The 15,624-nt window shown below is 43.5% G+C and carries 13 protein-coding genes and 1 pseudogene; 2 read left to right on the top strand and 12 right to left on the bottom strand.

All coding sequences use genetic code 11. The features are described 5' to 3' along the window. Positions 1-11 precede the first annotated feature (11 nt). Together cdd and deoC are read right to left on the bottom strand one after the other, a co-directional pair. On the bottom strand, positions 12-464 hold the full coding sequence (cdd, locus tag OCV70_RS09625) for a cytidine deaminase (protein ID WP_416795309.1): 453 nt from the start codon (positions 462-464) through the stop codon (positions 12-14). Positions 465-533: 69 nt separating this feature from the next. Beyond that, a complete protein-coding gene (deoC, locus tag OCV70_RS09620; protein WP_021924631.1) occupies positions 534-1,199 on the bottom strand; it encodes a deoxyribose-phosphate aldolase in 666 nt (221 codons plus the stop codon). Here deoC and OCV70_RS19730 point away from each other — a divergent pair. Continuing rightward, positions 1,145-1,339 carry a DUF6783 domain-containing protein gene (locus OCV70_RS19730; protein ID WP_317259460.1) on the top strand — a complete coding sequence of 65 codons (195 nt, stop codon included), beginning with the start codon at positions 1,145-1,147 and terminating at the stop codon, positions 1,337-1,339. The two genes, deoC and OCV70_RS19730, sit on opposite strands and share 55 nt — an antisense overlap. 64 nt (positions 1,340-1,403) lie before the next feature. Here OCV70_RS19730 and udp read toward each other — a convergent pair whose 3' ends face one another. The 9 genes from udp to tnpA all read right to left on the bottom strand — a co-directional run bounded on the left by udp (position 1,404) and on the right by tnpA (position 12,329). Further along, positions 1,404-2,174, bottom strand: coding sequence for a uridine phosphorylase (gene udp, locus OCV70_RS09615; RefSeq protein WP_021924630.1), 771 nt, complete (start codon positions 2,172-2,174; stop codon positions 1,404-1,406). Between the two features lie 99 nt (positions 2,175-2,273). Beyond that, positions 2,274-3,215: an ABC transporter permease gene (locus OCV70_RS09610; protein WP_021924629.1), complete on the bottom strand. Its 942-nt coding sequence runs from the start codon at positions 3,213-3,215 to the stop codon at positions 2,274-2,276. Beyond that, on the bottom strand, positions 3,215-4,345 hold the full coding sequence (locus OCV70_RS09605; RefSeq protein WP_117853424.1) for an ABC transporter permease: 1,131 nt from the start codon (positions 4,343-4,345) through the stop codon (positions 3,215-3,217). Before OCV70_RS09605 ends, OCV70_RS09610 begins: the two co-directional genes overlap by 1 nt. Beyond that, a complete protein-coding gene (locus OCV70_RS09600) occupies positions 4,338-5,879 on the bottom strand; it encodes an ABC transporter ATP-binding protein (RefSeq protein WP_021924627.1) in 1,542 nt (513 codons plus the stop codon). Before OCV70_RS09600 ends, OCV70_RS09605 begins: the two co-directional genes overlap by 8 nt. Before the next feature lie 217 nt (positions 5,880-6,096). Further along, entirely contained in the window at positions 6,097-7,263 is a 1,167-nt protein-coding gene (locus OCV70_RS09595; protein ID WP_021924626.1) for a BMP family ABC transporter substrate-binding protein, read from the bottom strand. A 222-nt stretch (positions 7,264-7,485) separates the two neighbouring features. Continuing rightward, complete coding sequence (locus tag OCV70_RS09590; RefSeq protein WP_021924625.1) at positions 7,486-8,511, bottom strand: transglutaminase domain-containing protein; 1,026 nt, start codon at positions 8,509-8,511, stop codon at positions 7,486-7,488. Positions 8,512-8,638: 127 nt separating this feature from the next. Beyond that, positions 8,639-11,212, bottom strand: coding sequence for a PEP/pyruvate-binding domain-containing protein (locus tag OCV70_RS09585; RefSeq protein WP_173765805.1), 2,574 nt, complete (start codon positions 11,210-11,212; stop codon positions 8,639-8,641). 188 nt (positions 11,213-11,400) lie between these two features. After that, positions 11,401-11,673, bottom strand: a complete 273-nt coding sequence (locus tag OCV70_RS19725) for an IS66 family transposase (protein WP_021924623.1) — start codon at positions 11,671-11,673, stop codon at positions 11,401-11,403. A 227-nt stretch (positions 11,674-11,900) separates the two neighbouring features. Continuing rightward, positions 11,901-12,329, bottom strand: a complete 429-nt coding sequence (tnpA, locus tag OCV70_RS09575) for an IS200/IS605 family transposase (RefSeq protein ID WP_262579660.1) — start codon at positions 12,327-12,329, stop codon at positions 11,901-11,903. A 744-nt stretch (positions 12,330-13,073) separates the two neighbouring features. Here tnpA and OCV70_RS09565 point away from each other — a divergent pair. Further along, positions 13,074-14,790: pseudogene (locus OCV70_RS09565) on the top strand (IS1634 family transposase). 172 nt (positions 14,791-14,962) lie between these two features. On the opposite strand, the gene OCV70_RS09560 reads toward OCV70_RS09565, so the two are convergent. Continuing rightward, the gene (locus tag OCV70_RS09560; protein ID WP_117854227.1) at positions 14,963-15,460 is read right to left on the bottom strand and encodes a nitroreductase family protein; all 498 of its coding nucleotides are present in this window, start codon (positions 15,458-15,460) and stop codon (positions 14,963-14,965) included. Positions 15,461-15,624: the final 164 nt, after the last annotated feature.

Raw genomic sequence — 15,624 nt, 5'->3', positions numbered from 1 at the left:
TTCTCCTACGGTCAGGCCAGATTAGTGGGGCCAAAGCCCAGAGGAAGCAGTTCCTTTAATGTGTAAATGTCGTAGTGCTCCTTGTCCACTGCCAGAATGATCTGGAAGGTTTCGGGATTGCAGAACTCCATCATCACCTGTCTGCATACTCCGCAGGGAGCTGCATATTCTGTAAGAACGCCCTCTTTTCCGCCTACTACGCAGATTGCCTGGAATTCCTTAACGCCTTCGCTTACAGCCTTGAAAAAGGCGGTTCGCTCCGCGCAGTTGGTGGCGGTGTAGCCTGCGTTTTCAATGTTGCAGCCGGTGTAGGTCTGACCATTTTTTGCCAGCAGGGCTGCGCCTACTTTAAAATTGGAATATGGTGTATAAGAATATTGCAGCTGCGCTATGGCAGTATCGATTAATTTATTTCTGATTTCTTTTTCCATTCTCACACCCCTTGTTTCTTTTTCATATCGCAACGGTTTCGTGTTTTCACCATTACGTGCCAAAATGCATTCCAAATTACCTTCGGTAATTGCATCTTGTAATCAATAGCCGGTAGCTTTCTCGTTCTTTACAATCTTGATAATACGGCTGGTTCCCAGTCTGTCGGCGCCAAGAGATAAGAATTTCTCAGCATCCTCAAGGGAGGAAATTCCGCCTGCTGCTTTCATCTTCACATTTGGTCCGATGTGTTTGGAGAACAGCTCAATGTCTGCGAAGGTAGCGCCTGCGCCGCCAAAGCCTGTGGAGGTTTTGATATAGTCTGCGCCTGCTGCGGTTACGATCTCGCACATTTTGATTTTTTCCTCGTCTGTGAGGAAGCAGGTCTCAATGATCACCTTCAGGATTTTTTCTCCGCATGCTGCTTTCAGGGTGCGGATCTCTTTCTCGATCAGGTCGTATTTCTTGTCCTTGAGCCATCCAATGTTGATGACCATATCGATCTCAGATGCGCCGTTTGCAACGGCATCCTTTGTCTCAAATTCCTTGGCTGCTGTGGTCATGTAGCCATTTGGGAAACCGATGACTGTGCATACTGCCATTTTTCCGTCTACATATTCTGCTGCCTGTTTTACGTAGCTTGGGGGAATGCATACAGATGCTGTTCCATATTCCATAGCATCGTCACAGATCTGCTTGATTTCTTCCCAGGTAGATGGCTGGAGAAGAAGGGTATGATCTACATGTTTTAAAATTTCTTTTACGTCCATTCTGGTTCCTCGTTTCTTATATTCTCTCTATTTTCAATCTGCCTGGAGCATGTTTGAAAAAGGCTTTCTGCAAGATGTGCGTCACAATTTGTGGGAAATTTTGTCCGGATGAGGGCGCCGTAGCGGGCTACGGCAACTGAATTCGGGCAAAATATACCGCAAAGTGGGGCGTGCAGATTGCGGGAATGATTTTTTAAACAGGCTCTAGTCTTCTTTAATCAGCTTGCGGACAGCTTCTACTGCCACGCGGATTGCCATATCTGTATCGTGCACAACCGGGTTATCCAGTCCAAGCTTCTCTCTTTCCTGGTTTGCAAGTACCAGGAAGCAGGAGCCGGCTCTTGCGCGAAGCTTGCCTGCAGCAATGAAAAGGGCTGCGGATTCCATCTCGGAAGCCAGACATCCCATCCGCTTCCAGGCTTCCCATTTATTGATCAGCTCGTAGCCAACAGGCATGGCCTCCGGCTCGTGCTGTCCGTAAAAGGCATCCTTGCACTGTACCACGCCTGTGTGGTAGGAAAGTCCTTTTTCTTTTGCGGCTGCTACAAGGGCGTTTGTTACGTCCAAATTAGCTACTGCCGGATATTCGATAGGCGCATATTCCCGGCTGGTGCCTTCCATGCGGACGGCTCCTGTGGCAATGACGATATCGCCGCTTTTTACCTCCGGCTGCATTCCGCCGCAGGTTCCAATGCGGACAAAGGTGTCAGCGCCGCAGCGGGACAGCTCTTCCATTGCAATGGAGGCGGACGGGCCGCCGATTCCGGTGGAGGTTACACTGACCTTCACACCGTCTAAGGTTCCTGTATAGGTGATATATTCCCGGTTGTCCGCAATGAGAACCGGATCATCAAAATACTGGGCGATCTTCACGCATCTTTTGGGGTCGCCTGGCATAATCACATAGCGGCCAACCTCCCCTTTCGCCACCTGAATATGATACTGCCTGCTGGCATCCTCTGAGTAATTTTTCATAGTGTCACCTTCTCCTAATAATTTACTCCAATTTTACTCCGATACTACGGATTGCTCCGCTGCTGCGCAGCTCCCGCAATCCTCCAGCCATTCGGAGGTTTACCTCTGTCCCTTATCGTACGGAATACCTTCCGCCTTTGGTGCCCTGGAGTTCTTAGATACGAATACAAGGACGATCAGGGAAATGATGTATGGGAACATGTTGTACAGAGTACTTGGAAGCTTCAGTGCAACCAGTGCATCAAAGCCTGTGTATACGTTGGACAGGGCACGGAACAGACCGAACAGAAGGGCTGCCAGTCCGATGTTCACCGGTTTCCACTGTCCGAAGATCATAACCGCAAGTGCAAGGAAGCCAAAACCTGCAACTCCGTTCTCGAATTTCCACTCGCTGACGCCGGCTGTGATATAAACCAGTCCGCCAAGTCCGCCAAGAGCACCGGAGATCAGAACGCCTGCATAACGCATTTTGAACACATTGATACCTACAGAGTCAGCTGCCTGGGGATGCTCGCCGCATGCCATAAGACGAAGTCCGAATCTGGTTTTGTATAATACAATATAAGAAGCGATCAGGATCAAAAGAGCAAACAGCATGAACCAGCTGAACTCAAATTTGCCGATTCTTACCAGGAATGCTTTCTTTGCCACCTTGTAAGCAACTGTGGAAGAAACGTTGTCCGGGTTCTCTGCCATGTTGATGGCACGCACGATAACAACTGCTGCCGCAGGTCCAAGAAGGTTCAGGGCAGTTCCAACCAGAGTCTGGTCTGCATTAAAGTTGATGGCAGCTACGCCAAGAAGCAGGGAAAAGACCATTCCCACCAGTACGCTTGCCAGAACAACCAGAAGGATCACAACCGCTGCCGGAGCAGATTCCGGAAGATATTTCATCATCAGGGCACCGCCAAGTGCTCCCATAACCATAATTCCCTCAAGACCGATATTGATTACACCGCTGTGCTCAGAAAAACAGCCGCCAAGTGCTACGAGAATCAATACAGAAGCAAATATTAATGTATACTGAATCAATAATAACATTATTTTTCTCCTCCTTTTGCAGCTTTTTTCTCATCTCTCTTATCGAGATAACGGTTTAACCAAAGTTTGAAGAAGAATACAAATCCGCACAGATAAATAATAAATGCGGAGATCAGATCAGAGATCTGTGCACAGTACATGGTTTTGTCTACGTAGCTTCCGCCGCTTGTAATGTGCTGGATAAAATAAGAGGAGAAAATCGCTCCGATTGGGTTCAGACCTCCAAGGAATGCTGCCGCGATTCCGTTAAAGCCCATTCCCGGAACAGTTGTCTGCTGTACCATCCAAGTCTCAATTCCGCTGAGATAGAATACAGCTGCGCCAAGTCCTGCAAGGCCGCCAGCGATCATCATGGTTACGATGGTGTTTCTCTTCTCTTTCATACCGCAGTATTTTGCGGCATTTTTATTCATACCGGTTGCGCGAAGCTCAAAGCCGAATTTGGTTTTCTCCAGAAGTACCCATACGACGATTGCCATAACCACAGAAATAATAAGACCTATGGAAACGAACTTGTTTCCGGAAAAGATCTGATCCAGTCCGCAGTTTGGAAGAAGTGCGCTTTTGTTTCCGCTGGAAAGATCCACGGTATATGGGGTGGACTCGGATTTTACCTGGGTCAGAAGCATATTGACCACATACAGGGAAATCCAGTTCAGCATAATACAGGAAATAACCTCATTTACATTAAAGTAAGCCTTTAATGCTCCGGAAATTCCACCAAGCAGTGCTGCGATCACAACGGCTGCGATCATGCACACATACCAGGGCATACCAAGCTTCAATGCGAAATAAAGGGATGCTCCTGCTCCGACTACATACTGTCCTGCAGCACCGATATTAAAAAGACCAACCTTGTAGGCAAACAGAACAGAAAGGGAACACATCAGAAGTGCAGACGCCTTTACCAGCGTAGTTCCCATGTATTTCATCATGGCCTTCTGGCTTGGATAATAAAAATAGTTTTTCAGAATAGCAGTAATTGCTCCTGCAGCACCTTTGGGGTTAATAATAAGAAGTACCACATATCCGATCAAAAGACCGATTACAATGCAAAGCAAAGAAGCAATGATGGTCTGAAATGCATTGTTTCTCAGAATGCCTGCTTTCTTTTTGGAATCATTATTCATTGCTCTTTGTCTCCTTTCTCTTTGATCCTGCCATGTAAAGACCAAGCTCCTCTACAGTTACCTTCTTCGGATCAAATTCTCCTACGATTTCTCCCTCATACATAACCAGAATGCGGTCAGATACATTCATAACCTCATCCAGCTCCAGGCTTACAAGAAGAACTCCCTTGCCTGCATCTCTTGCCTGTACCAGCTGCTTATGCACATGCTCAATGGCACCTACATCCAGGCCTCTTGTAGGCTGTACAGCAATAAGAAGCTCCGGATTTTTGTCTATTTCACGGGCAATGATGGCTTTCTGCTGATTTCCTCCGGACATGGATCTGGCCTTTGTAACAGCGCCCTGACCGGAACGGATGTCATACTGTTCAATCAGGCGGTTGGCATATTTGCGAATTTCCTTTCTTTTAAGGAATCCCAATTTGTTGGTAAACTGTGGCTCAAAATATCTCTGAAGAACAATATTATCTTCCAGAGAATAATCCAGTACAAGACCATGCTTATGGCGATCCTCCGGAATATGGCTCATTCCTGATGTAAGACGCTCACGGATAGGCATATGTGTAATATCTTTTCCATTCATGGTGATCGTACCGCTTTTCAGTGGTTCCAGACCGGAAAGTCCATATACAAATTCTGTTTGTCCGTTTCCATCGATTCCGGCAATACATACGATCTCTCCTCTGTGAACCTGAAGAGAAACACCGTTTACTGCATTGTTTTTGTGGCGCTTGGATGCCACTGTCATATCTTTAATATCAAGGACTACTTCTCCTGGCTTTGCTTCTTTCTTTTCTACAACAAAGCTTACATCTCGTCCGACCATCATTGCTGAAAGCTTTTCCGGATTGGTGTCCTCAATATTTACGGTGCCAATGTATTTGCCCTTGCGAAGAACGGTACAGCGGTCTGCAACCTGCATGATCTCGCCCAGCTTATGAGTGATAAACAGAATGCTCTTGCCCTCTGCTGCCAGGTTCTTCATGATCTGCATCAGTTCCTGGATCTCCTGGGGAGTGAGCACTGCGGTAGGCTCATCAAAGATCAGGATCTCATTGTCACGGTAAAGCATCTTGAGGATTTCTGTTCTCTGCTGCATACCAACTGTGGTGTCTTCAATGATGGCGTCAGGATCTACAGACAGACCGTATTTCTGGGAAAGCTCCATCACTTTTTTACGTGCGCCGTCTTTTTGAAGAAAACCATTCTTTGTGGTCTCCACGCCAAGAATGATGTTGTCAAGAACGCTGAAGCATTCTACCAGCTTGAAGTGCTGGTGCACCATACCAATTCCAAGGTCGTTGGCATCATTAGGGTCCTTGATCTCTACCTTTTTGCCGTCCTTGCGGATTTCTCCCTCTTCTGGCTGGTACAGACCGAACAGAACGCTCATCAGGGTGGATTTGCCTGCTCCGTTCTCACCAAGCAGTGCGTGGATCTCACCTTTTTTTAACTGAAGCGTGATATTGTCATTTGCGATGATTCCGGGAAAGCGCTTGGTGATTCCCAGCATTTCAATTGCATATTCACTCATCTTCGTTTTTCTCCTTCTTATTCATGGCAGAGTCACTGCCAGAAAGCATGGAACAGGCATCTTGCAAACATGCCTGTTCCGATAAAAAAGGGAAGTGGCCACTGCTCACTCCCCTTTCTATCACTTGCATGCCCCTTCTTTCATAGGACCATTAAGCCTTCCTGCCGGAACACTACCCGTGATTTATAACTGCATTTATCTATGCGGAGTAGTTGTCTTATTTGATGCTGCCGTAATCGTTTACTGCGATCTCAGTTTCCGGTAATGCAGTAATGTCGTTGCTTACTGTGATCTCGCCATTATATAATTTGCTTACAAGATCCTTGTAATCATCTACAGTAAAGTTGTCATCCCACTGTGTGGTATCCATTGGAAGCTGTACGTAGTTGTCTTCTGGATTCTCGGATACAAGACCAAGGTTGTCGATTTTTCCAGCATAGTCAGATTCCCAGTTACCGTCCTTGATTGCGTCAAGTGCAGTCTTAACAGTCGGTGCAAGACCTTTCATAGCGGATGTAACTGTGATGTCCTCGCCAATGATTCCGGACTGGTCGGAGTCAACACCGATTACCTTGCCGTCAACCTTAGCTGCTGCTTCTGCTGCAGATGTGTAGATTCCGCCGCCGCATGCGAATACAACTTCAACGCCCTTGCTGCCGTACCAGGTATCCATGTAAGCTGTGATGTCTGCGTCGCCGTAGAACTGTCCGCCGCATACATACTCAAGTTCAACCTCGTCTGTGATTCCAAGCTCTTTTGCTGCTTCATCAGCACCCTGGATGTAGCCATATCCGAAACGGGTAACGGCCGGTACAGACATTCCGCCAAGGAATCCAAGATGTTTGTATCCAAACTTCACTGCTGCGTATCCTGCCATGTATCCGGAAACCTCTTCCTGATAAGTACAGCAGTATACATTGTCTGCATTGTAGTAATCCGTTACTTCATAATCGTCCGGATTGTAGGTGTATCCTTCGCCAACACCTTTCTCGCAGATATCGCCTGCACTTACGTCTGGTGCGATGAACTTCACATCCGGGTACATCTCGGATTGCTCTACGATGGTAGCTGCGAACATGTAGCCAGGAAGAACGATTACGTTCGCGCCGTCTGCTACAGCCTGGTCAACACTTGCGTTACGTGCCTCATCGGAGTCACTCTCTGGTTTGTAATAGTTGAAGTCGCTTCCATTGTCAGCTGCCCATTCCTTACATGCCTCGTAAGTAGTCTGATTAAAGCTCTGGTCTGTGATATCACCGGAGTCAGTAACCATGGCGATCTTCATGTCGGATGCCTCTGCCTTTACCTCTGTTGCTCCATAAGCTGGTGCAAGGGAAAGTGCCATTGCTCCTGCAAGCACCATAGCTGCAATTCTTTTCTTCATTTTATATTTTCCTCCTTTTTATAATATCGATCCTGATAGTCTTACAATGACATATGTCTCACTTTTAAGACAGGACTCATGTCCCTTTTTCATTGTTTATTTTAATTTTTGTATAATTCGGCCAGTTTTTTTAAAGTTTTTTCATGCAATATTTTTGTTTTTCAAAATTCTAAAAGAACTTATGTCCCTTTTAGTTTATTTCAGTTTTCTTCCCGAAGCAGGCTATTGCCGCTCTCCTTCATTCGCTTCTTCAAGAGAAATCTTTTCCGGCAGCTGTGTGTCTGTATACTCAAGCCGAATAACTGCCTGAGGCCAGTTTATGCTGACTCTTGCAGTTTTATTTCGTTCTGCTCCTGCCTTTCGTATCAGCTCCAGAAGCTCGTCTAACACTTCACGGGTAAGATAACCGCCTCTCCAGTGAAAAATCAGGACCTTTCCCTTCTTAGCTGCCTGAAGGGAGCGCTTGTATACGTCTTCCTTTTTGGTAAAGGAAAGCTTTTTTTCTTTATAATAAAAATGATCATGATCCGTGCAGGAAGGCGCCGGTGCGATCAACGGTTCATGATCCCGAAAAATCTGCTGATCATCCAGATTAAAATAGTCATAACGGATTTCTGAATTATGGTGATCTGTCCCAAGACTATTATCGAAGGTGGCATCCAGATGATAATATGTCCCCTCTGTTTTTACAATATTCCAGGTATGACGGTACTTGATTCCTTTTTCCGGATTATTCCCGCAAATAGCAATCATACACCACACTCCCAATGCATCCAGAAGAACCTTTACTGCTTTTGCAATGCCTTCACAGACTCCTACGCCCTGACCCAGAGGACCGATAATTTCGTGGGAATAAGGTTTTTTCAGCTTATCATAACGAACATTCTCACAAATAAAATCATGTACATACTTTTCTTTTTCCCACTGGGAAAGCTTCATAGCAGGGCGGACAAGCTTTTCCACACGGGCTTCCATGGCTTTCTGATGCTCCCGGATCTTATTTTTGTCAAATAAATACTCAGGGATAAAAATCAGATTAGGGGAATCTTTATAATAACGGTACTTGAAGCTGATGACCCAGAAGATTTCCGGATGATCCAGCCGCATCTGGAAAAACACGTTGTAAAGCTCCTCCCCTGCAAGCGCCGGGATCTGAATTTCATCTGCAAGGTTCTTCACCCCGGCAAGGATGCTGTGATAAGCCGCCTGCTGGGGTTTGGTCATATGATTGTAGTAGTATGGTTCCATTTTGTTCTCTTTCTTCGTATAACTTTTTTCTAATTGTAGTATAACATTATTTTATTCTACTGTCATGCCGGGAGTCAAGCGGATATTCCAAGTCCGCTTCGCTGCTTGCTTGATTTGGTTAAATGTTTTATTTCCGGTACAACACCAGTTTTTCATTTTGCAGGTCGTTGCACAATTCACAGGAAGCTTTGCTGGTATCATATACATGAGCAACTCCCTTTAGATCCGGATCATCTGTATAGAAATCTATAATATCCGGAAAATCAGCCAGCTTTTCGGGTGCAAACCGAAGTGTCTTTTCATTTGAAAATACTGCTGTATACAATATTTCCGCTTCAACCAGATCCTGGAAAATATGGCTTCCATAGGAAAGCTCCGGGTTATATCCAACAGATTTCTCCTCTACCTCACAAATTGCTTCAAACTCACTGATATCTGCAAAGGTTGTGGGAACACCAAGCTCTGGGGAAGAGGTTCCGATGCGGCCCGGCACGATCAGAAGCATATGCTTGTTCTTCCCCTTATTTTTCCAGTTTACTGCACCGATCAGCTTCGCTGCTTTTACTTTTTTTGCATACGGCATATTATAATAAGCTACGGGATCTATCAGAACAATAGTATCTATCTGCGTCTTCCTCGATAACCCCATGGAAGAATGTACATTTTCCAGAATAATATTTTCTTCCGGGATATTGTCCGGAATTTCCACATTCCCCGTATCCTTAAACACCTGCAATGGTCGGCACTGCAGCAGATTTATAGAGTATTCTCCTGTTTCAGATAAGTTTACCGTAAACTCAATGTCAACAGGATAGTCATATTCCTTCTGAATCAACTGCATGATCATTTGTATCTGCTGCATGAGAAGCTCTTTTTTTACAAGACCGCCGCATGAAATAAAACGGACCTCTCTGTTTATTCCTCTCTCCCTCATGGAAGCCTCCACCTCAAAATCATGTTCCAGAAGAAGTTTGCCCAGATATCCCGGAATATAAGCTTCAATCTGGTCCAGCTCCAGCTGTCTCAGACAGTGTCTGGTTGTATCCACAACTTCTATTTTCCGCTGTGAAAACTGATGTTTCTGGGCAATAGTCGTGCAGTTTGTTGCCTGAGGCATATCAAGGCTGACAAGTCTTGGATAAGAGCCTTCTGTCCTGTCTACTGCCGACGTTCCCAGCCCCATAACTAATCTGAGCATTCCAGCTTTCGGATCGATTTTCTCCAAAAACTTGTACGGACTGTAGGAGTATCCTACCCCTGCTGCGCATGGCATATAATAAGAGCCATAGTAAGAACCAGATACACGCTGTACAAGAAGTGCCATCTGTTCATCACGTTTATCAAGCCCCCGCCTCTTTCTGTAATCCAGCGCAGACAAGCTCATAGAGCTTGCATATACGGTCTTTATGGCATTCTCGAATTCCGCAAGGCGTTCTTCCAGGCTTCCACGATTTGCGCAAAAAACAGATTCATATTTTCCTGCAAATGCGTTTCCGAAGCCATCCTCCAGAATACTGCTGGAACGCACAATAAAAGGATCCTGTCCATAATATTCCAGAATATGTAAAAAATGATTTTTCATTTCCTCGGAAAATACACCATTTTTCAGACGTCTGGCAAATTCTTCTGCCAGAGAAAAATATTCTGTTTCCTCTCTTTGACGAACACGGATATCCCAAAATCCATTGTCCACAATATATGTATAATAAACATCGGAACCTATAAAGAAAGAATCATGTGGTTCCAGTACCTCATTGATGTCCCAGGCCAGATTTCGCACAATTGCTCTGGAAAGCAGCATACCGCAGGCTTTTCCGCCTATCATGCCGGTTCCGATCATATGATTCCGGACACTGAAATAGTCTTCAGGAGAAAAATGCTTTTTTACCATAAGACGCATTTTTCTGTCTCTGGTCATCATAATATCGCACATTGTATTGCAGGCCTCTTCTGTATTCATGTGATTGTCATACAGCATCCTGGCAGTATTGAAAAAACGATCCCAGGAATCTGTAAACTGTTCTTCGCCTGGTCTTTGAAATTTGCTGAGAATCTGATAAAAACGGCTGGACTGCACGCCATCTCTGATCGGACGAAATGTTCTCAGTTCTTTGTTGTAAATATGTGGCAGAAACATGGTTTCTGAATCTCTGTTCCACACTTTTGCAGGACGTACATAGATATTTTTGGGATCAGAATATACATCCAGAAGTAATTGTGTTGTATTTAATATCTTTTTTACCGCATGAAAGGAATGCTTCCCTCTGATGATAGGGAAAAAGGCAACCGTATCCAGGGAAAAAAGGAACGGACAGGTTACACGAAAAAAGTTGCCCATCATCAGGTCTGTCGCCCAGGCTGTCTGAAGCTCTGATAAACAGTCAAAAATGTAAAAGGTATCAATACCTTCCCTTTCAATGACTTTATGTATTTCCACCGTAAAGTTTTCAAATTGATGGGACAGCGGAATCTCTACTCTTTTCACCTCAGGGCATTCTTTTACCAATAATTCATGGCTTGCAAATCGAAAATATACAATATTTCGTTTGTCTTTAATCGCCTGTTCTACATAAGGTTCGCAGAAATATCGAAATTCCTCCAAGTGAGATACCCTCCATACCACGTTATCCCCCAGCCTGATATTGTCAAGTGCCTGATCCATTTCCGGAATTCCGGAAAGAATTCTATCAAAAGCTGCCATATTTTACCTCCTCTCCGATAAAAAAAGACACACAGACTTTCCATCTGTGTGCCCCATTGCACAAACTCCCACTTTTGAATTCATTATAGAAAGAATGCACCTGAAAGTCAAGAATATTTCTTTCATAGGTTAGAGGGCATTGCCCTCTTTGTAACTACTCAGCCTGACGGCTGAGTAGTTTTAAAGTACTAAAAATAAACGGGGCAATATATGGCCCGTTTGCCTGCAAATATAATGTAAATACTTTCGAGTATCTGCATTTTTTTGCAGGTTTCTATAACGCTCATGATGTCACAATACAGTTTACTGCCACTTTCTTTTCTAAAACCATCTGACATCTTCTGATGAGTTTTGCATTTGCGCAGATTCCGTTCAGAATCATTATTATAAAATTTTACATCTGCATCCCGCAGGAACAGTTCTTTTCTGCGACTGTTCGCATCTGCTAAAAGATATATCATCTCCGTACTCCAGGAATTGCCTGTCTTATCCGAATTCTTTCTCAAGTATCGCAACAGATAGACATTACACTCTGCATGCTCATTTCCGAAATGATACATCAAGCGAAGTGTAGTAAAAATCTAAGTTAGCAACCACCAGTTCAACTGGTGGTTTATCCTTGGCCCTCCAAAGGCCATTGTTACTGCTCGCCCCAAAGGGCGGTATCGCAAGCACTTTTACTGGCCCGCTATAAAGCGGTACTACTGGAATCTTCTCTTCTCGATTCCTCTGCTTGCTCATTTATATATTTCTGAACTGCTGCATCTGTTATATTGCCGATTGTTTCAACATAATATCCTCTAGCCCAAAAGGCTTTATCCCATTTACTTTGCAGTTCTGGATGTCTGTCGTAAAGCATCAATGTGCTTTTCCCTTTCAGATATCCCATAAAGTCTGATACACTAAATTTCGGTGGAATTGCTACGCTTAAATGCACATGATCGATACATACGGCTCCCGCAATTATTTCTACATTTTTATATTTGCATAGAGTTGATATTATTTCTCTCACATCTTCTCGTACCTTTCCATACAATACTTTCTTCCTATATTTAGGAATGAATACGATATGATACTGGCATTTCCAGCGAGTATGTGATAGACTTTTATTGTCCATTTGGACCGCCTCCTTTGATTTTGAGTTTGGCTTGCGACACCATTCTCATCATATCACAGGAGGCTTTATTTTGTTATCCTCACCGCTTCCGCCTACTCCATTCTCCCCAGCATAGCTGGGGGATTAGGCTTTTCATTTACCAAATACAGAACTTTTTCTGTTTAGATTTGGATAGTGCCTTTTTTTCTGAATAAGTGGGAAAAATAATGCTCATTTTTGAACCTATTTTTACCCCGAAAACGGCATTTGGTCACTGCGGTACCGGCTGTGGTATATGCCGTTAATTATCCTATTATAATACAGGTCATTTCAGAAATTCAAGAGAAATCGTGTGCTTTTGTGGAAACCCAAACAATTACATATTATACAATATGTTGTAAATATCATATTTCAATTTCACAATATATAGGATTTCAAAGCTTTCGTTTTACAATATGTGTTGTATGGTGTTGACTGTTATGTTTAATTCTTCATGCTTACCAGGGCAGATAAGTGCCTGCATCATTATCATAATAATACCATCCATTTCCTTTTCCAACTGGTTCACCAGCTCCTTCCGCCTGTTGGTAAGGGATATAAGACCCGGTCTCCACAGTTTTGCAGTAACATATGTTCGCTTATTGCTTGAAAGCCTTTTGTTTCCTTGCTTTCAGGCTTTTTTATTTTTAAAAATTAGTCATGTTTTACTAGCGTTTTATATCGTTTTGCGTTATAATAAATATTATACGAAACGGAATGCTTGCCATGTACCTCAAAAAAACACCTAACCTGAATGGTCGAATTCGTCTTTCCATTGTTGACACCTATTACGATAAAGCTAAGAAATGCTCCCGTCAGAAAACAATAGAATCTATTGGCTGGCTGGATGAATTGGAAAAAAAGTATAATGACCCTATTGCCCACTTTCAAAAAAGAGTAGAGCAGCTAAAAGCTGAAAAAGCAGCCAGACAGGCTCCCATCCACTTTACTTTTTATGATTCTGACCGGCTTTGCATAGGTGACGATCTGAGAAAAAAACTTCGGCTATGCCGCCCTGAGCCAGATCTATCATGAGCTTGACCTCCATACTTTCCTAACGAACCGGCAGCGCCACTCAAAAGAACAGTATGATGCCAATACCATCATGAAGATGCTGGTCTATTCCAGACTTCTTTTCCCTGCTTCAAAGAAATCTTCCTATGATGACCGGGAACATTTCTTTGAGAAAACAGACTACTCTTTAGACGATGTTTACCGCTGTCTGTCTTTCCTTGACAAACATAAGGAAAACTTGCAGATCTGGCTAAATGACCATATCAAAGAGAATTATGGCAGGGATACCAGCCTCATCTATTATGATGTTACAAACTACTATTTTGAGACAGATGAGCAAACCGATTTTCTCCGTAAAGGAGTTTCAAAAGAACATCGTCCAAATCCAATTGTGCAGATGGGACTTTTCATGGATAATCAGGGAATTCCTATTACTTATGAGCTTTTTCCCGGAAATACCAATGACTGTCTGACCTACAGACCTAACTTTGGACGCATCAAAAAACAGTTTGATCTTGGCAGAGTCATTTCCGTTGCTGACAAAGGAATGACAACAGGTGATAACATCTGGTACACGATCAACACGCCCACTGATGACGGATATGTTTTCAGTATGTCCATCCGGGGCGCAGAAAAAAGCATCAAGGACTATGTTCTGGAACAGGAAGGTTATGAATGGCTTGGTACAGAATACAAGCGGAAATCCCGCAAGTCTCCAAGAACGATCCAGGTATCCTCTGTTTCCGGCAAAAAGATAAAAAAGCAGGTAAATGAGAAACAGGTTGTCTTCTGGAGTGAAAAATATGCCAAACGAGCAAAAGCAGAGCGTGAAGCTGCACTGGCAAAAGCCAGAGACCTGGCAAAAAATCCAGGGAATTATACAAGAGCCATATCTTATGGTGCTGCAAAATACGTCAAAAAAGTTGACTATGATAAAGAAACCGGAAAAATCCTTACCGCCTCTTCTGTTCTGGACATTGATGAAGAAAAAATCCGAGGGGAGGAAGCACTGGATGGTTACTATATGCTCTTAACCAGCGAAATGGAGACATCTGACGACGAGATTATCGATATGTACCGAGGTTTATGGAAAATTGAAGAATCTTTTAAAGTAACCAAAAGTGAACTGGAAGCCAGACCCGTGTATGTCTGGCCAAAAGAACATATCGAAGCACATTTCCTTACCTGTTTTGTAGCTTTGACAATCGCAAGAATACTGGAAAATAAACTGGAGAGAAAATACAGCATCGGAACCATTTTGGAATCTCTGTCAAAAGCCGAATGTAGTTTAATCCAGCAAAACTACTATCTATTTGATTATTACGATGAAGTTCTAAAAGATATCGGAAGAGTTACAGATATTGATTTTGGGAAACGTATCCGTACTCTGGGAGAAATAAAAAAAGTTTTAGCAAAGACCAAAAAGTAGAAAAAACGCCATGAAAATCTGACAAAGCCGAAAAACCGCCAAGCCCTGTATTTACTGGGTTTGACGGGTGTTTTATATCCATTTAGCTGCAAAAGTCAGGATATATGCCTGGTTGTCAAGGGGAAATATCTGTAGTTAGTCCCTACTATACCAAAAACAAGACTGTTCAAAGTTATTCAACAAAATGAATCCTTGTTTCATCAAAACGATTCTGCTGTTCTCGTATTTCTGCCGGATACCCCAGTGCAAACAGAGAAAATACTTCCAGATTTTTCGGAAGATTCAGTATTTCATGAACCAGGTTCATTCTGTCCTGCATCGGTGCAATCCCAATCCACACACCGCCAAGTCCCAGTGCATCCGTTTCCAGCCAGATATTTTCCTGGGCAATAGCCATATCAATCTGAGCCATATCCTGTACAACCAGACCTTTCGTGCGATACACCGGTACAATGACAACCGGGGCTTCTGCTGCACATCCGGAATATGGGGTTGCCTTTGACAATTCCTGTATTTTCTCTTTGTCTGTCACTACATAAAATTCCCATGGCTGCTGATTACATGCACTCAGTGCCTGCATTCCCGCCTTCAATATCTGTATGATTTTTTCTTTCTCTACTGCCTTATCCTCATATTTTCTGATACGCACCCTGTGAAAAACATTCTCCATATTATTTTGCTCCTTCTGTATACATTTTTGAACTTCTAGTTGTATCATACGATATATTTTTTATAAAAACAATCCAGAAATTTGTGCAGTTAATAGACGCTTTATGTTTCCGCGCAATTTTGCGTTGATACTTTCCTTCCAATAACGTATAATTCGGAGACAGC

The sequence above is a fragment of the Blautia acetigignens genome (genome assembly GCF_025566865.1).
Classification (GTDB): domain Bacteria; phylum Bacillota; class Clostridia; order Lachnospirales; family Lachnospiraceae; genus Blautia_A; species Blautia_A acetigignens.
The sequence above is the reverse complement of the archived record's forward strand: the minus strand, read 5'-3'. Positions and strand labels throughout refer to the sequence as shown.